Here is a 15,468-nt window from a genome sequence, read left to right as displayed (position 1 = left end):
TCGATGTCATTACGAAATTTTCTTTCTATCTCTTTGCTCTTTGTTTTAATTCCTTCAGGATTTTTATTTTCACAAGAAGAAGAATCACAAAGAACCTTTATGAACTTCAATGGTTCGTTTCGTGTTCGTGCTACAAACGTTGGTCGGGATGTATTATTAGAAAGAAAAACACCCGTTACTCCAATTAATAATTTAGAAAAAGAAAATGCGGAACGTCAACAAACGGAACAACAAACCATACAATCTGATTTAGAAAGAAGGCAACAAGGACTGCCGAGCCAAATCACTCGTAGGAAGGAAGACGTAAGTTATTACGATTCTCGATTTTTATACAATATGAGTTTTTCCGCCAATAAATATGTGGAAGGAGTTTGGGGAATGCAAGTTGGTGATATTCCCTTTGGTGGAAAAGGATTACGTGCTACTGGCCCCGATGGTTTTGATCCTGGTTTGGTCGGTCCAGGATCTGGGGGAGAACGAGGACGAACTGCTGCAGTAAATGTACAGACAAACTTTTTATATTTAAACTTTAGAATTCCTGAATCGGGGCTTTTTATTAAAGTGGGACAGCAGCTTTTTAGTTCTGCCCAAGGTCGTGTTTTATTTTCTACCGGAACAGGTGTTAGTATTTTAAAGAATTTCCAATTTTTGCGACTTTCTTTGGAAGGTGGAATTCTACGAGCACGCGACCAAAGTTTTATGGATGTTGATAAAAATGGATTTGCTGATAAAAATTATCAAAGTTCCAATATTTATTACAATCGATTGAAGTTTGAATACTTTCGAAATATTCGTAATGAAGTATACGCCTATTTTTTGGATGATAATGACAAGTCCGATAATGAAACAGCAAGACTCGCATGGTATGGGATGCATAATGAGTTTAATTTTCAGAAATTTTCATTTATTGTTCATGGAATTTTAAATACAGGTACTGTGAGAAAATTAAGACCAGTCAATGATACTAACGATCTAACAATTTATAATACTACGCAGAGGCATTTTATCAAAGGTGGTATGTATGACTTTCAATTTACTTACCGCTGGAGCGAATCGCTTAACTTCAATTTAATTGCTCTTGGGACCACAGGAAGACCCGGTTACGATGAGAAAGGAAACGAGGCAAATTTAAAAAGTAATGGATATCGTACTTTGGCTCCTGGGTTTTCGATATCTAACATAGCTACAGATTTTACAGGAGGTTATGTATTATTCAACGGTTCCAGTTTTTCTGGTTTGAATGAATATGGTTTGTATTCCAATATTATTGCCTTTGGTCCTTATCAATTTACCTTCGGTTATTACCAATTATGGGCAACAAAATCACCGGAGATTCGCATCAATAGAGAATTTAGTGAACGAAATGGATATAGAACTTCCACCTATATGGGTATGGAGTATAATTTCAACATTCGTTATAATGTTACCTCGGATTTTCAAATCATTTTTCGGTCTGGTTACTTTGTAGCGGGCGATGCGTTATTTGTTTTGTTAGATTCCAAATATGGCCGGGTTCTAAGAGAAGGTTTTATTGTATTTGAACATAGATTTTAGAGAACTTTTATTTTTTTTTAGCCGCTGAATAAAAACTTATAGAGTAAGTCTTGATTTGATAGCTTTGCCTAGAGTGTATTGATCGGAATACTCTAAGGTTCCTCCAATCGTAATACCATGGGCAATTCTTGTGATTTTAATTTCCATCGGTTTGATTACTGTAGAAAGGTAAGACGCAGTTGCATCCCCTTCCAGTGTTGGATTGGTTGCGATAAGAACTTCCTTCACACCCGTGTCTTCTAGTCGTTCTATCAATTGACGAATTCGTAACTGGTCAGGGCCAATTCCATCTAGTGGAGAGATAGCACCATTCAGTACATGGTATTTGCCAGCATATTCTTTTGTGTTTTCTATAAAGAAAATATCTTCTGGCTGTTCTACAACACAGAGAATTCCATTATCTCTTCTATCAGAGAGGCAAATGGAACAAACAGGATCTTCTGTAAGACCACCACATTCATCACAAAACCGAAGTTTGGCTTTGGCTTCCTCGATATTGGAGAGCCATGCGCGGAAAGTAGAAGGATCCATACGTAGAACATGAAATCCAATTCTCGTTGCACTTTTTTTACCAATGCCAGGAAGACTGGAAAAGGATTGGATCAGTTTTTGGAATTGTGGATCAGACAGGTGGAAATCCTCCATCCTTTTGGAGTTGGTTGAAAACACCTTCAAAGTCGCTTGGGTTAAAACCGAGGACATTTTTCATTTCATGTGCCATGGTTTCTTTGGCCTTTCTTTGCACTTCGTTTGTTGCAGAAAGAATCAAATCTTCTAACATTTTTTTGTCATCAGCATTGAACATAATCGGATTGATATTAAGATTTGTAAGGGTGCCATCAGCAGATGCGGTCACTTCGACCATACCGGCACCAGCCGAAGCTGAGACTCGAATTTGTGCGAGCCGTTTTGTGAGCTCTTCTTGTTTCTCTTTGATATTGCCGAGTTGCGAAAATGCTTCTCGCATTTGTTTCATTTGATCAAAAATTCCCATACGTACCTTTTGGACTTATAAATTCTTAAATTGGTTGGGGTCTACTTCCATACCGGAGAATTTTTCTTTCAAAAGTTTCTCCATATCTTCAGAAGCAGCTGGACTTGCCGTCGCTGGTTTGGTCGGAGGAGCCTGTTCTTGTTTTTGAGGATTCGGTTTGGCCTCGAGTTCGATATTCTGTTTTGGTTTATCGAGAACTGGTGGTGTAGGCTCTGTCTTTTGTGGACTGGATTCCACTACCGGCGAAGGTTGTTTCTTTGTAGGTTCCAAATTTTCGGGAATATGGGAAATATCACCTTGGACAAGTTTGGTGAGTTCTGAGATTTTTGCCAACAATCCCGATACACTTGGTTTTTCACGATCCAATATCAATTTACGAAATTGAATTTCTAAATAAACTTTCATCTCGTAAGAACTTCGTAGTTTCATTAGATTTAACTTTTCATGGATCGAAAAAATTCTTTCTGCGAGTAAAACTAAAATTTCACGATCTAAATCACGATAGTTTTGTTTTAGTTTTTGTAAATCTTCTTGTGGGATGTTGATGGATTCCCTATCTGCTAGATTGTCTTTAATAAGGAGAAGGGAATTTAAAAATTCAACAAAGTCCCAAACAAATTTACTGAGGTCAATTCCAGCTTGAAAAAGATTTTCAAGAGTTTCAAAGATTTGTGCACTTTGAGAAGAATCTAATAATTGGTTTAAAAAATCGGTAAAGGTATCAATTCCGTGATAACCAATCATTTTTCTAAGTTTGGCGCCAGTTAGATTTCCATCTGTAAAAATTACAGCTTGTTCCATAAAGGAAAGTGTATCTCGAACAGAGCCATCTCCCTTCTTTGCGATCCAAAACAAACCTTCGGAATCGTATTTGAGACCTTCTTTTTCACAAAGAGTTTCAATGTAGTTCTGTAATGCAGTGACAGGTACTTTTCGAAAGTGAAAATCTTGGCAACGAGAGAGAATGGTTTCAGGAATTTTATGATACTCAGTGGTTGCTAAAATAAAAACAACATGGGCCGGAGGTTCCTCCAATGTTTTGAGCAGTGCATTGAAGGCAGCCCCACTTAACATGTGTACCTCGTCCAAAATATAAACTCGGTACTTTCCACCCATTGCGTTGAATTTTACATTTTCTCGTAATTCACGGATATTATCAACACCGCTATTGGAGGCCGCATCAATTTCGAATACATCATTCGAATTACCTTTCGTGATTTCTAAACAAGAAGTACACTCATTACAAGGTTCTACCCCATCTGGCCTCTCACAATTCAAACGTTTGGCGAGGATTCTCGCAATGGTTGTTTTACCAACCCCACGTGGTCCAATGAAGATATAAGCGTGACCAATTTTTTTAGACTTAAACGCATTTTGTAAGGATCCCACGGCGAGATCCTGATAAATCACGTCGCGAAAAAATTGTGGTCTGTATTTTCTAAAGAGTACTTGGTGGTTTTCGCTCATTTAAGTCCGTATCAAAATCCCATTCATTGGAAATTTGATTCTACCGCTTTGATAATGTATATTTGTAAGCGTTCCGAGAGGTTGCAACTAAAAATGCCGAAACATTCTTTAGTGGCTTAGGGAAAGTAAAAGAAGGATAGAACCTGGCGGAGAGACCGGGATTCGAACCCGGGGTGCTTTTGGCACACATGCTTTCCAAGCATGCACAATAGACCACTCTGACATCTCTCCAATGGTTTCTACTGGCTTCCATAAAAAGAAACGGTCAAAAGAATTCTACCTTTTCTCTTTGAAAAAACTAAGAAATTCAAATTTTATGTGGGATCGTGGGATGAGAGTGCACTTGGGGAAGTGATTTAATAGATAAATGGATTCCGTAGTATAAGAAGAAATCCCCTCGCCTGGTTTTGCTGGAACAAAATAAACAACTTCTGGAATTTTCACTCGTAAGATGGCACCTGCACACAAGAGACATGGCTCTAATGCGGTAATTAAAATGGCATCAGTGAGATAACGTCCCTCTGTTTTGGAAAGTGCATCTTCAATTGCTAGGATTTCGCTATGTTTTGTAGGATTTAATGTCTGTTCTACGGAATTAAAAGAACTAGAAAGAAGGGTTCCTTCTTTGGTAACGATTTCAGAATAGGAGGGAATTTCGTTTGGATGGTTAGAAACTGCTTTGAAGTATCGCTCTAAAAACGAGTCGAATGCTTCCACGTGCGCCCAAGAGGATTTGAACCTCTAACCTTCTGATCCGTAGTCAGATACTCTATCCAGTTGAGCTATGGGCGCAATGAATGCTTGAAGCATTTTTACCCAGTCCAAAAGAACGGGTATCTCTATGGTTTTTTTCAAGCGGATGGAGTAAATCAAAAATCCAGCGATTCCTAGATAAAGTAGTATAGATAGGAGATGGATGGTGGCAGCGAAATAGAGGCCAACGAAGGGAAGAACTGAGACAACTTGGGCAAATAACAAGCCAAGTAAGAACAAACAAGTATTAACTGCCGAATACAAACAAACAGTTACAAATTCAGGAATGTTTCGTTTCCAAGAATATACCGGAACCCAAGAAAAATACAATGGCAATACAGCAAATATTTTAGCCGCTTCGTCGGTGACTAAATAGGCCTTTATCTTCTGTAATTTGTCTTTGATTTGGGTGGTATTCATCGTGATTATATCGGAGACGCAGGGATTCGAACCCTGGGTACGATTGCTCGTACGACGGTTTAGCAAACCGCTCCTTTCGGCCACTCAGGCACGTCTCCAGCGACTCGGAGAAGGTAGGATTCGAACCCACGGTGGGATTACCACGACGGTTTTCAAGACCGCTGCTTTAGACCACTCAGCCACTTCTCCAAGAGTACCTATCCGTTATGTTAAATGCGAGTGCAGTGTCAAATGAATATTCAATGAATGGTTCTAGAGAATGGAAAAGTTGCGCATAAAATTGGAAAAGTGGGTGAATGGTGGGTTTTGTTTGGCACATCATGAGGGACATGCCGTCTTCGTTGAAGGTGGATTGCCTGGCGAATTGGTAGACATAAGTCTCTATAAAACAGGAAACAAAGAATGGTTTGGATCTGTTTCCGAAGTCATTGAAGCCTCGGAAAAAAGGACTCCTTCCGATTGTTCTGTGTTTATGGAATGCGGCGGATGCAGTTACCGCCATATTTCTTACAATGATGAGGTAGAAATCAAAACCACACTTCTGGAAGGAATGTTTCCGAAATGGAAAGGAAAGATTCAAATTGTCAGAGGGCCAGAAAACGAGTACCGAAATAACGTTCAATGGCAATCGAATGGTAGAGAAATTGGATACTTCTCAAAAAATACCCACCGGATTGTAAAGGATTCTTATTCCGTCTGTAAAACCGTCGATAAACGTTTGTTATGGGATATGGTTCCCGCTGGACTCCAAAAATCAGTATCCAAAAACAAGTCCATACAGCTTCGTTTGTCCTCAAAATCGGTTGTGAATTATGAAAGGGACCAAACAGAAATCAGCATTTTTAATACCAAGTTAAGAGTTCCAGAACGGGGATTCTTTCAAATCAACCAATTTCTAATAGAACCTTGGCTTGAAAAAATTAAATCGCTATTACCGGATTCTGCTAATATTTTGGAACTTTTTTGCGGCTGTGGAACAATTGGAATTTCAATACGGGAAAAAATTGAGTCCTTGTATGGAATTGAATCGCACGAAAAAAGCATTCGTTATGCAAAAGACAATGCGAAGACGAACAATGCTTTGCAGTTTGAGTATGAAGTTAGCGATTTATATCAAAAACATCTTCCGAAGCATGTTTCCACATTCCCAATTTGGATTGTGAATCCACCAAGGGCAGGACTTTCTGAAGGCATTGTCGAATCAGCATCTATGTTTTCACCAAAACAAATAGTTTATTCCAGCTGCAATCCGAGTACACTGAAACGTGATATCACAAGATTAGAGGCAATAGGATATAGACTGAATTATATGGGTTTATTTGATTTTTTCCCAAGAACACAACACTATGAAGTATTGGTGAGTTTGAAGAAATAAAGGCACAACTCACAAATTCAAATCTGTGAGTTGGTTATTATCTACCTTTGTGTGACTTATTTTTCTTTTGTAGTAAACTTAAAAGGAAGGTAAGCCGGGCAAAATCCAATTGCAGATGTTGCAATCATAACAAGTCCGATAACAAAGAGAACCAATGCTGTTGTTCCTTCTACAACTCCACCCAAATACAATCCACCTAATACTAAACCAACGACGACTCGAATGATTCTGTCATAAAGACCCATATTTTGAAACATATTCAATCTCCTTAAAGAATGTTTGACGAAAGAAAATGAATGGATTATTATTTATTTTTTCGTAACCATTCTAAAATCAGCTTTGTCACTTCTTCTCTTTTTTCCCATTGAAGAAAATGACCAGCATGATCAAAACCAATTTTACGAAATCCCCGAGGAAAGTCCGTTTCATCCAAAAGATGTTCAAACAGATTTTTATGGAAACAACCATCATTCAATCCATATAGAATTTGTGTAGGAACAGTAATTTGTGAATCTAAAATTCCTAATATACTTTCTCTTCCAGATTCTGTGAATAAATCGTTTAAATTTCGATAATAAGCGAGGGCCGAAGATAGAATTCCCGGATTTTGAAAGTTCGCTTTAATTTCTGCTAAATGGTCTTGGTTTGGAGTGTACCCTGGTGACCAGTCCTTCCATAAAAAATCCACCAAAGCAAATCCGTTGGAACGAATCGTTAACTCCGCTAAAAATGGAATTTGGAACAAAATAACATACCAAGAGTGGATTGTTTGTTGGGGTGCCCACAAGAATGAATCTTGATAAGTTCTTAGTAGTGGAACTCCTAAGCTTGTGATGGATTTGATCCGATTGGGATAATACATTCCAGCTGCAAAGGCAATCACTGCACCCCAATTGTGTCCTACTAAATGCACTGAATCCCATCTGCGGTCTTCCATCCAGCCCAAAATATCATCCACAAGATCGACTACATGTAGTTTATGTGCATGGGAAATTGTGGAAGGTTCATACCCTCGCATAACAGGTGCAATGCAATGGAATCCACTTTTCCCAATTTGTTCCATAATAGGAGCAAAGGTTTTATGGTTATCCGGAAATCCATGTAGGAAAAGAACAGGGTCTCCTGATCCTGTTTCTAAAGTGGTAAATACGGTGGATGAATTTCTAATTTCCGAATGATGCATTGTTTACCAACTTTTCTTTTTTGTAGGTCGACCTGAAGAATTGTAACACAATTTCTCTCGTATCCAAGTCCTTACTTAAGTACCCATATTGTTTTTCGTTTTGGTAATAAAATCCATTGGGCCAAATATGACCACCGCCGGGAATTAAATACCCTTCTACCAGTTGGTCCGAATGGCAATCCGTGATTTTGGTATATTGAATATCGCGTTTCCAAAACTTATTTAAATGCCTTCTTTTAGATTTTGTTTCTTCTTTGCAGGAAAAACTGGAAGTCCAAAACTCTAATGATTCTAAATAGGAAAGAACATCTCCTGCAGCAATGCGTTGCGAATGATTGTTGGGATCAGAAGGAATGGAAACCGTGCCCCCTTGATAGGGGACTACATCATCAGAAGTTCCCATAATGAAACCAATTGATTTTTGTGGAGAGGGATTACAGATTTCTTTCAAACCTCTGGAAGTGACTGCGGCAATTGAATAACCGGAAGTAAATAAATCAGTAGCTTCGCATAACAATCGTTGCGTCATGAATCCGCCATTGGAGATACCAACAGCATGGATTCTGTTATAATCAACGGGTATTTGTGTATCTAAATGCCGAACCATATCCCGAAAAAATTCCACATCTTTTGTGTTTCGTTTATCAGTTAAGGAATGTGGAATTTTTCTACCGTCGTTCCAACGATTGGCATAACCATCAGGATAAACGGCGATAAAACCATATTCTTCAGCCTTTTCGGACATTCGTGTGAGGTAAATCATTCCTTCCCCAGTGCCGCCACCACCATGCAAAATAAAAACTACGGGTAATCTGTCTTCTTTGATTTGTTTGGGAATGTAGTAGCGAAAGGATCGCAAAATTCCATCAGAAGAAATGGATTCTAACTTATGTTCTTTTACAGGAACAATGGAAGGCAGCGATTTACAAAAAAAAGATAAGGAAACCATAAGCAGTGGTAGGTATAATTTATTTACCAAAAAAATCCAATTCATACAAACAAAGATTCATACCAAACAATGGTTTCTTTAACTTTAGGATCACCTTCCAGCGGGTAGTTAACGTGAAACTCTTTGTCAATAGTTGGATCGTAAGGACCCGACTTCCCTTCAAAACAAACAGCATTCTCTGAAAGACAAACTAAACTATGCCAAACGCCTGGTTGTAGATCAATTCCTCGTTTGGGACCACTAGCGGAAAGTTTATGAGTTTCTTTGATATCTCCATTATCATGGAAGATTAAAAATCCAATTTCGCCTTCGAGCACCACGAAGGTTTCCGGTTTTGGATCCAACAAATGTCTGTGAGGTGGAATGTATGTGTTTTTAGAAAGGACGTTGAGGAATCTTTGGTAGACTTCCGTTGGTTCGTGGAAGTTATGATTGGTACGTTTTCTTTCGGTGTTTTTAGCTTTTTTGACGAGTGATTCGATTAAGTCGGAATCAATAATTTGTATTTCCTGCAAGTTGACCTTCCAATTCCTGCTCGATGAAGGCTAACATATCCGGAACACAGGCCGTACAAGTATCAGCTGCTCCCATCTCGCGGGCAACTTCTAGTATAGGGCGATTGGATTCTTTGACAACATTTAAGATGGATTCAAAGAAAACTTCTGCACAGTGACACTTGATCATGGTTCTGAGAATCAGTCTCGTAGATGTGCGAAAAGCTGACAAGTATTTTTGAACCGGTAAGTGAGGATTTTTATGGTCTAGAATCGGAGCCTGTGTGAGTTTTTTGGTAATGAGAAACTGCCCATTGAGTTAGTTCATTAATAACCTTTTCCAAAGATTTTCCATGTTTTGTGATCGAGTATTCAACGCCTGGCGGGAAGGAATCGATGACCGTTCGATCGATTAACTGAATTTTTTCTAAATCTTTCAGTTCTTTCGATAGCATTCTATCCGTAATTCCAGGGATTTCCTCAGCAATTTTTTTAAATCGCTTATTTCCGAACGATAGAGACATAATAATCGGCAGCTTCCATTTTCCGCTTAAGATTTCTAGGGCCTCACGAAGTGGTAAAATTAAATTAGCACATTCACTATGGTCGGGTTTGAATTTTGGATCTTTTCCCTTCATTGTAGTTTCATTCGAAGATCTTGGATCCATAAGGTCACGTCAACCGAACGAAAAATCTCATTTTTCCAAATTTTCTGTTTGCTAAATCAGCCCAATAAATATCTAAACAATAGTTACTATATAATATATAGCTACATAGAAAGTTTTATAGGAGTTTCTCATGAATCTATTTCGAATCATCTATTGGGTATCAACAGCGATGATCTCTCTTTTGATGCTTTTCAGCGCATTCAGTTATTTTGTGAATCCAGAAATTGCAGTCGGATTTAAACATTTAGGTTTCCCTGATTATTTCAGAGTAGAATTAGGTGCTGCGAAATTGGTCGGATCGTTCGTCATTCTCATTCCACAAATTCCCCAACAATTCAAGGAATGGGCCTATGCTGGTTTTGGAATTACTTTTATTTCGGCGGCCATTGCTCATTCGCAAAGTGGAGATCCAGTATCGATGGTAATTGCTCCCCTAGTGGTATTCGGAATATTAATTGTGTCTTACGTTTTTTATCATAATACACGACAATCATCAGTATAAGAGTTCGGGCGAATCTAGATTCTTTCGGATCTAAATAGAAAGTTGTTTGTAAACATCAGCTAATGATTGAATTGCACTTTTCCAAAGGAAACGGTTTGCGTTGGTCAGGCCTTTCTTTTGGTATTCATTTTGCAATTTATCGTTTGAAAGTAAAAAAAGAATTTTGGATTTCAAACTTTCCTTAACGTGCGGATCAAAATATTCCGCAGACGTTTCTAAAATTTCAGGAAGAACACTTGCGTTTGAAGAAAGCACAACAGTACTTACACTTTGTGATTCCAATACGGGAAATCCAAATCCTTCATAGAGTGAAGGGTAAATGAAAAGTTTTGCACCTTGGTAAGCAAGCGGTAGTTCATCATAGGGTAGGTGTGGAAGAAAAAAAATTAAATTTGGGTATTTGCCTTTGAAGAATCTTAGTTCTGTCGGAATCTCTTTACTGATCCCACCAATCACAAGCGGAAGATTCAATTTTTTTTCTTTCCATAATTCTTCTATGGTTTCTAATAAAAAAGGAAAGTTTTTGTGAGTTTTGCCAATTCCAACTGTGAAAAGATAAGATTTTGGAAGAGATTTTTTTTTTAAAAAATCGTTTAACTTCTTTAATGGTTTTTTCAAAAAAATCTTTCTATCGATTCCGTTATACACCACAGAAATTCTATTTTCTGGATAGCCAAACGATTGAACTAAATCTTGTTTGGTGAATTCGGAAACTGTAATAATCTTCAGTGCAAACCATTTGATCCATCGAAACACAATTTGCATATACACACGTTTGATGATCGAACTGTGTGCAACTTTGAAGTGGTAAGGAATGAGATCATGGATAGTAACAATGCACTTGCGAATGTAAGGAAAAGGAATATTGAAATGAGGGATGTCCAATATGTCCATTTCTGCCATTTTTGGATGGCCTAAAAATTCTTTTGGTGAATAGATATTGTCTTTGTATTCAATGATTGATGCCTGTTTTGGGAGATCGTATTTTTTTAAAATTACAGGATCGCCAAAAATAAATAAATCAGCGGACTCGTTTGGGATGGGCCAAAATTTCAAAATATGTTGGATACGGATACCAATCCCCGAATTTTCGATCATCCGTGCATCGTAACCGATTTTAAGCCGCATTGTATCTAGATTATGTCCTTTAGAATTAATTTAAAAAAAAGGAAATGTGTCTTTTCCTTATCAGTCAAGTCTAGTCAAATTGATAGTGAATATTCTGCATTCATAATTTGAAAGGTAGAATTATAAGGAACATATCTGTAAAAAGGAATCGGATGGAAAACTTAATCGAAGAAATCCTAAAACAAATTGGTGAAGATCCCACAAGAGAGGGTCTGATGAAAACTCCCAGTCGAGTGAAAAAGGCTTATGACTTTTTGACGAGTGGGTATAAAGCCGATTTGAATCAAATTGTAAATGGAGCTATCTTCGAAGAAAATACCACTGGTATGGTTCTTGTAAGAGATATCGAAATGTATTCTCTTTGTGAACACCACTTACTTCCCTTTTATGGAAGGGCTCATGTAGCCTACATTCCCAATAAAAAGATCATTGGGATTAGTAAAATTCCAAGAATTGTGGATGTTTTTGCGCGCCGATTGCAAGTGCAAGAACGACTAACTGACCAAATTGCACAGGCAATTCAAGAAACATTAGAACCACTTGGCGTTGGCGTTGTCATCAAGGCAAAACACTTGTGTATGATGATGCGCGGGGTAGAAAAACAAAACTCAGAACTTTTTACTTCTAGTCTCCTCGGTCTATTCAAAACAGATCCTACTACCCGAAGTGAATTTTTGGATTTGATCCGAACCGGTTCGCACTAGGTTCAATTTTTAAATTCTATTTTTAAGATTCATGCTGGACTTTTTCAAAAAAAAGTTCAGTTTTCTTTCTCTAGAGGGAATCTATGCCGAAAGAAAGAATCGTGGCACCGTCCAAAGACTTCGCTAAGTTTGCGAACGTTAGTTTAAAAGAATACAAAACCAAATATAAAGAATCCATTGAAAAACCAGAAAAATTTTGGGCTGAACAAGCAAAACGGCTAACATGGTTTAAAAAATGGACCAAAGTTCTCAAACATGATTTTGCAAAAGCAAAAGTGGAATGGTTTGTGGGTGGAAAACTCAATGTTTCTTACAATTGTTTAGACAGGCACCTAGATTCCCCACGTAAGAACAAAGCGGCACTCATTTGGGAAGGAGACAACCCTGATGAATCTAAAGTTCTGACCTATCACGACCTCCACCGCGAGGTGAATCATTTTGCGAATGTATTAAAAAAGTTCCATGTGAAAAAAGGGGACCGTGTTCTCATTTATCTTCCTATGATTCCTGAACTTGCAATCGCGACACTGGCATGTACTCGCATCGGTGCCGTTCATTCCGTTGTGTTTGGTGGATTTTCTCCGGAAGCCCTCCTTGGTCGTATCGAGGATTGTAAACCGGCAATTGTGATTACTGCAGATGGTGGATACCGAGGTGGAAAACCCATCGAATTAAAAAAGAATGTCGATGCCGCTTTAGAAGACACCAAGTTTAAAGTAAAAGATGTAATTGTTGTTAAGCGAACGGGAGATGAAGGAAACTTAAATTGGAAAGAAGGTCGTGACCACTGGTACCACTACTTAATGAAAGAAGCGGATGTCAGAAAAGAATGCCCTCCGGTGCCGGTGGATTCGGAAGACCCACTTTTTATTCTTTATACTTCTGGTTCTACAGGGAAACCGAAAGGGGTTCTGCATACAACCGCAGGATATTTGCTCGGTGCCAATCTAACTTTTGCAACCATTTTTGATTACAAGGAAACGGATACCTACTGGTGTACGGCAGACATCGGTTGGATTACTGGGCATAGTTATATCCTTTATGGACCTTTGTCCAATGGAGCCACTTCTCTTATGTTTGAAGGAGTTCCCAGTTACCCCGATGCCGGTCGGTTTTGGGATGTGATTGATAAATACAAAGTCACTGTATTTTATACCGCACCAACAGCCATTCGTGCTCTCATGCGAGAAGGAATTGAACATATTAAAAAAAGGTCGTTAGCATCTTTACGACTTCTAGGTTCTGTGGGGGAACCTATCAATCCAGAGGCTTGGGAATGGTATCACACCAATATCGGAAAATCCAAATGCCCGATTGTAGATACTTGGTGGCAAACGGAAACTGGATCCATTATGATCTCAGGAGTTCCGGGTGCGATTCCCCAAAAACCTGGTTCGGCTAGTTGGCCTTTTTACGGAATTCAACCAGTTCTTGTGGATAATGAAGGTGTGGAAATCAAAGGGAAGGGAGAGATCTCTGGAAACCTTTGTATCGCCAAACCTTGGCCTTCCATGATGCGAGGTGTGTATGGCGACTCCAAACGATTCTTTGATACCTACTTTTCTCAATTTAAAGGTTACTATTTTACCGGGGACGGCGCGAATAAAGACAAAGATGGTTATTTTCGCATAACAGGAAGAGTGGACGATGTATTAAATGTTTCGGGCCACCGAATCGGATCGGCCGAAGTGGAAAGTGCACTGGTAGAACATAAATCCGTTGCGGAAGCAGCTGTTGTTGGATTTCCACATGATATAAAAGGCCAAGGGATTTATGCCTATGTCACAGTGAAACATGGTGTGACCACCAATGATGCCTTAAAAAAAGAACTCATCGCTATGGTAGAAAAGGTGATTGGTAAAATTGCGAGGCCAGAAGTGATCCACTGGGCACCGGGACTTCCCAAAACTCGGTCTGGGAAAATTATGCGACGTATTTTGCGAAAAATTGCCAATAACGAATTTGATACACTCGGAGACATCAGTACACTTGCCGATCCATCCGTCGTACAAACGTTAATTGATGATAAAAAGAAATACCATAGTTAAAGATCCTGCGAGAGTGCGGCAAAGGGGCCTATCACTCGCAGAAATTCTGATTCTTCAAATTCTATATCGCGGTCTTTTAACCTTTGGCGGTATAGGTTTGCCTTTGTCAGATCTCGGTTAGAAAACCAGTGGATACAAAAGAGTAAATACTCTCTATTTTTGCGGTAGGTATTTTGGTGGTTTTCTAATTCAACTGCTGTGAGTTTATTTTGGTTCTGAAAGTCTTTTACGAGTGAATCAATCGCGAGAGTATCTCTATCTTTTCCGAGATTCGCATAACTTTGACGGATGAGAAATAAAATCTCCCCTGCATCCGTGTTTGGATGAAATTTTAGTAAATTATAAAATCCGCGTCGAAACAAAGACAGGGCTTCGAGGTATCTTTGTTTTTCTTGGAGATACACTCCATACCGAGTGAAATATCTTGTTTCGTTCAAAAACACGGTGGTTGTCCATTGGTAGGCTTGTTCTAAAAGTTTGGATTGGCTTCCTCTTCTTGCCAAAATCAAAGTTTCATACATACCTTCTTCTCTGGGAAAATAAACAAGGTAACGTAAACTCAAATCATCGGCTTCTTTCCACTTTTTGTTTTTGATATTCTTTTGAAGGCTTGTTTGTAAGGCCTCTTTTTCGGAAACAAAGGTTTTGTCTGATTCTAGTTTTTGGAAATAGGATTCGTATTCTGATTCGAGTCCTAGTTGTCGGGCGAGGATGGCTGCTGTATACAATCTGTATTTTGCGTTTGGTTTTTGTTCTAAATAGAATTTAGTATAAAACAAAGCTTCTTTTTGTTTCCGTTCTTTTTCATAAAAATCAGCAACATACAAAATCAAATCGAGTTGGTCTTTTTTCTTTTTGAGTGACTCTTCATAATCATGGATCCCATCGAAGTTTTGTCCGAGTTTTATATGAGCTCTTGCCGCTAAGTTGTAGTAGCGATAATCAGGATCTGGATTTATTTCTTTGGCTTTAATGAGAAAATCAAAGGCCTTCGCCGGAGTTTCTTGGATAATTTTATCCTCGGCCATTCGTAGTAAATCTTCATAGCCGTACAAAGCCTTAACGGGGTTCAGAACCTCTGTTTCTGCTAAATTTGGCCTGGAAACCAGAAATAGACTTGTTACCAGAACACCAAATTGCCATATTCTCCTAGACCGAAGTATCATCTATGGATTCTCATCGGTCATCTTCTAAATAATCTTAGAAATTCAAATAAACAATCTCAAAGA

At 38.6% G+C, this 15,468-nt stretch carries 17 protein-coding genes and 4 tRNA genes; 5 read left to right on the top strand and 16 right to left on the bottom strand.

Going from position 1 to position 15,468, the window contains the following annotated elements; genetic code table 11:
* Nucleotides 1-3 precede the first annotated feature (3 nt).
* Nucleotides 4-1,554 (top strand): hypothetical protein, encoded by a 1,551-nt coding sequence (locus LEP1GSC199_RS08035; RefSeq protein ID WP_002980297.1) that lies wholly within the window; start codon nucleotides 4-6, stop codon nucleotides 1,552-1,554.
* A gap of 36 nt (nucleotides 1,555-1,590) precedes the next feature.
* Here LEP1GSC199_RS08035 and recR read toward each other — a convergent pair whose 3' ends face one another.
* The 8 genes from recR to LEP1GSC199_RS07995 all read right to left on the bottom strand — a co-directional run bounded on the left by recR (nucleotide 1,591) and on the right by LEP1GSC199_RS07995 (nucleotide 5,377).
* Complete coding sequence (recR, locus tag LEP1GSC199_RS08030; protein ID WP_039926385.1) at nucleotides 1,591-2,199, bottom strand: recombination mediator RecR; 609 nt, start codon at nucleotides 2,197-2,199, stop codon at nucleotides 1,591-1,593.
* On the bottom strand, nucleotides 2,177-2,542 hold the full coding sequence (locus tag LEP1GSC199_RS08025; protein WP_198288767.1) for a YbaB/EbfC family nucleoid-associated protein: 366 nt from the start codon (nucleotides 2,540-2,542) through the stop codon (nucleotides 2,177-2,179). The genes recR and LEP1GSC199_RS08025 overlap by 23 nt, the downstream gene beginning before the upstream one ends.
* Before the next feature lie 21 nt (nucleotides 2,543-2,563).
* On the bottom strand, nucleotides 2,564-4,015 hold the full coding sequence (gene dnaX / locus LEP1GSC199_RS08020) for a DNA polymerase III subunit gamma/tau (RefSeq protein WP_039926382.1): 1,452 nt from the start codon (nucleotides 4,013-4,015) through the stop codon (nucleotides 2,564-2,566).
* A 144-nt stretch (nucleotides 4,016-4,159) separates the two neighbouring features.
* Nucleotides 4,160-4,246: transfer RNA gene (locus LEP1GSC199_RS08015), tRNA-Ser, on the bottom strand.
* Between the two features lie 45 nt (nucleotides 4,247-4,291).
* On the bottom strand, nucleotides 4,292-4,732 hold the full coding sequence (locus LEP1GSC199_RS08010; protein ID WP_002980334.1) for a nucleoside deaminase: 441 nt from the start codon (nucleotides 4,730-4,732) through the stop codon (nucleotides 4,292-4,294).
* Nucleotide 4,733: 1 nt separating this feature from the next.
* Nucleotides 4,734-4,807 (bottom strand) — tRNA-Arg (locus LEP1GSC199_RS08005).
* Nucleotides 4,808-5,199: 392 nt separating this feature from the next.
* Nucleotides 5,200-5,286 (bottom strand) — tRNA-Ser (locus tag LEP1GSC199_RS08000).
* A gap of 7 nt (nucleotides 5,287-5,293) precedes the next feature.
* Nucleotides 5,294-5,377: transfer RNA gene (locus tag LEP1GSC199_RS07995), tRNA-Ser, on the bottom strand.
* A 70-nt stretch (nucleotides 5,378-5,447) separates the two neighbouring features.
* On the opposite strand from LEP1GSC199_RS07995, the gene LEP1GSC199_RS07990 reads away from it, so the two are divergent.
* Nucleotides 5,448-6,563, top strand: a complete 1,116-nt coding sequence (locus LEP1GSC199_RS07990; protein WP_002980287.1) for a class I SAM-dependent RNA methyltransferase — start codon at nucleotides 5,448-5,450, stop codon at nucleotides 6,561-6,563.
* 56 nt (nucleotides 6,564-6,619) lie between these two features.
* On the opposite strand, the gene LEP1GSC199_RS07985 is transcribed toward LEP1GSC199_RS07990, so the two are convergent.
* The 6 genes from LEP1GSC199_RS07985 to LEP1GSC199_RS07960 form a co-directional block, all read right to left on the bottom strand.
* Nucleotides 6,620-6,820 (bottom strand): YgaP family membrane protein, encoded by a 201-nt coding sequence (locus tag LEP1GSC199_RS07985; protein ID WP_002980352.1) that lies wholly within the window; start codon nucleotides 6,818-6,820, stop codon nucleotides 6,620-6,622.
* Nucleotides 6,821-6,867: 47 nt separating this feature from the next.
* Nucleotides 6,868-7,746 (bottom strand): alpha/beta fold hydrolase, encoded by an 879-nt coding sequence (locus LEP1GSC199_RS07980; protein ID WP_002980479.1) that lies wholly within the window; start codon nucleotides 7,744-7,746, stop codon nucleotides 6,868-6,870.
* On the bottom strand, nucleotides 7,727-8,740 hold the full coding sequence (locus LEP1GSC199_RS07975; RefSeq protein ID WP_002980263.1) for a CE1 family esterase: 1,014 nt from the start codon (nucleotides 8,738-8,740) through the stop codon (nucleotides 7,727-7,729). The genes LEP1GSC199_RS07980 and LEP1GSC199_RS07975 overlap by 20 nt, the downstream gene beginning before the upstream one ends.
* A complete protein-coding gene (locus LEP1GSC199_RS07970; RefSeq protein ID WP_002980432.1) occupies nucleotides 8,737-9,210 on the bottom strand; it encodes a WbuC family cupin fold metalloprotein in 474 nt (157 codons plus the stop codon). The genes LEP1GSC199_RS07975 and LEP1GSC199_RS07970 overlap by 4 nt, the downstream gene beginning before the upstream one ends.
* Nucleotides 9,188-9,379 (bottom strand): hypothetical protein, encoded by a 192-nt coding sequence (locus LEP1GSC199_RS07965; RefSeq protein WP_002980451.1) that lies wholly within the window; start codon nucleotides 9,377-9,379, stop codon nucleotides 9,188-9,190. Before LEP1GSC199_RS07965 ends, LEP1GSC199_RS07970 begins: the two co-directional genes overlap by 23 nt.
* A 70-nt stretch (nucleotides 9,380-9,449) precedes the next feature.
* On the bottom strand, nucleotides 9,450-9,857 hold the full coding sequence (locus tag LEP1GSC199_RS07960; RefSeq protein WP_002980414.1) for a winged helix-turn-helix transcriptional regulator: 408 nt from the start codon (nucleotides 9,855-9,857) through the stop codon (nucleotides 9,450-9,452).
* 130 nt (nucleotides 9,858-9,987) lie between these two features.
* Here LEP1GSC199_RS07960 and LEP1GSC199_RS07955 point away from each other — a divergent pair, with 130 nt between their 5' ends.
* Nucleotides 9,988-10,359: a DoxX family protein gene (locus LEP1GSC199_RS07955; RefSeq protein ID WP_002980265.1), complete on the top strand. Its 372-nt coding sequence runs from the start codon at nucleotides 9,988-9,990 to the stop codon at nucleotides 10,357-10,359.
* Between the two features lie 30 nt (nucleotides 10,360-10,389).
* Here LEP1GSC199_RS07955 and LEP1GSC199_RS07950 read toward each other — a convergent pair whose 3' ends face one another.
* Nucleotides 10,390-11,487: a glycosyltransferase family 4 protein gene (locus LEP1GSC199_RS07950; protein WP_039926380.1), complete on the bottom strand. Its 1,098-nt coding sequence runs from the start codon at nucleotides 11,485-11,487 to the stop codon at nucleotides 10,390-10,392.
* Between the two features lie 119 nt (nucleotides 11,488-11,606).
* Here LEP1GSC199_RS07950 and folE point away from each other — a divergent pair, with 119 nt between their 5' ends.
* Both folE and acs read left to right on the top strand, forming a co-directional pair.
* On the top strand, nucleotides 11,607-12,191 hold the full coding sequence (gene folE / locus LEP1GSC199_RS07945; protein ID WP_415857903.1) for a GTP cyclohydrolase I FolE: 585 nt from the start codon (nucleotides 11,607-11,609) through the stop codon (nucleotides 12,189-12,191).
* Between the two features lie 83 nt (nucleotides 12,192-12,274).
* On the top strand, nucleotides 12,275-14,239 hold the full coding sequence (gene acs, locus LEP1GSC199_RS07940) for an acetate--CoA ligase (protein ID WP_002980505.1): 1,965 nt from the start codon (nucleotides 12,275-12,277) through the stop codon (nucleotides 14,237-14,239).
* On the opposite strand, the gene LEP1GSC199_RS07935 is transcribed toward acs, so the two are convergent.
* Nucleotides 14,236-15,405, bottom strand: a complete 1,170-nt coding sequence (locus LEP1GSC199_RS07935) for a tetratricopeptide repeat protein (protein WP_039926377.1) — start codon at nucleotides 15,403-15,405, stop codon at nucleotides 14,236-14,238. The two genes, acs and LEP1GSC199_RS07935, sit on opposite strands and share 4 nt — an antisense overlap.
* Between the last annotated feature and the right edge of the window lie 63 nt (nucleotides 15,406-15,468).

Source organism: Leptospira vanthielii serovar Holland str. Waz Holland = ATCC 700522 (assembly GCF_000332455.1).
Taxonomy (GTDB): Bacteria; Spirochaetota; Leptospiria; order Leptospirales; family Leptospiraceae; genus Leptospira_A; species Leptospira_A vanthielii.
This window is presented reverse-complemented; position numbering and strand designations above follow the sequence as displayed.

Excerpts from the sequence above, each read along its gene's own strand:
- LEP1GSC199_RS07975 (WP_002980263.1), bottom strand. The coding sequence starts at position 8,740 with ATGAATTGGATTTTTTTGGTAAATAAATTATACCTACCACTGCTTATG.
- LEP1GSC199_RS08035 (WP_002980297.1), top strand. The coding sequence starts at position 4 with ATGTCATTACGAAATTTTCTTTCTATCTCTTTGCTCTTTGTTTTAATT.
- LEP1GSC199_RS07990 (WP_002980287.1), top strand. The coding sequence starts at position 5,448 with ATGGAAAAGTTGCGCATAAAATTGGAAAAGTGGGTGAATGGTGGGTTT.
- acs (WP_002980505.1), top strand. The coding sequence starts at position 12,275 with ATGCCGAAAGAAAGAATCGTGGCACCGTCCAAAGACTTCGCTAAGTTT.
- LEP1GSC199_RS07950 (WP_039926380.1), bottom strand. The coding sequence starts at position 11,487 with ATGCGGCTTAAAATCGGTTACGATGCACGGATGATCGAAAATTCGGGG.
- LEP1GSC199_RS07960 (WP_002980414.1), bottom strand. The coding sequence starts at position 9,857 with ATGGATCCAAGATCTTCGAATGAAACTACAATGAAGGGAAAAGATCCA.
- LEP1GSC199_RS07965 (WP_002980451.1), bottom strand. The coding sequence starts at position 9,379 with ATGATCAAGTGTCACTGTGCAGAAGTTTTCTTTGAATCCATCTTAAAT.
- LEP1GSC199_RS07985 (WP_002980352.1), bottom strand. The coding sequence starts at position 6,820 with ATGTTTCAAAATATGGGTCTTTATGACAGAATCATTCGAGTCGTCGTT.
- dnaX (WP_039926382.1), bottom strand. The coding sequence starts at position 4,015 with ATGAGCGAAAACCACCAAGTACTCTTTAGAAAATACAGACCACAATTT.
- LEP1GSC199_RS07935 (WP_039926377.1), bottom strand. The coding sequence starts at position 15,405 with ATGATACTTCGGTCTAGGAGAATATGGCAATTTGGTGTTCTGGTAACA.
- LEP1GSC199_RS07980 (WP_002980479.1), bottom strand. The coding sequence starts at position 7,746 with ATGCATCATTCGGAAATTAGAAATTCATCCACCGTATTTACCACTTTA.
- LEP1GSC199_RS07955 (WP_002980265.1), top strand. The coding sequence starts at position 9,988 with ATGAATCTATTTCGAATCATCTATTGGGTATCAACAGCGATGATCTCT.
- recR (WP_039926385.1), bottom strand. The coding sequence starts at position 2,199 with ATGGAGGATTTCCACCTGTCTGATCCACAATTCCAAAAACTGATCCAA.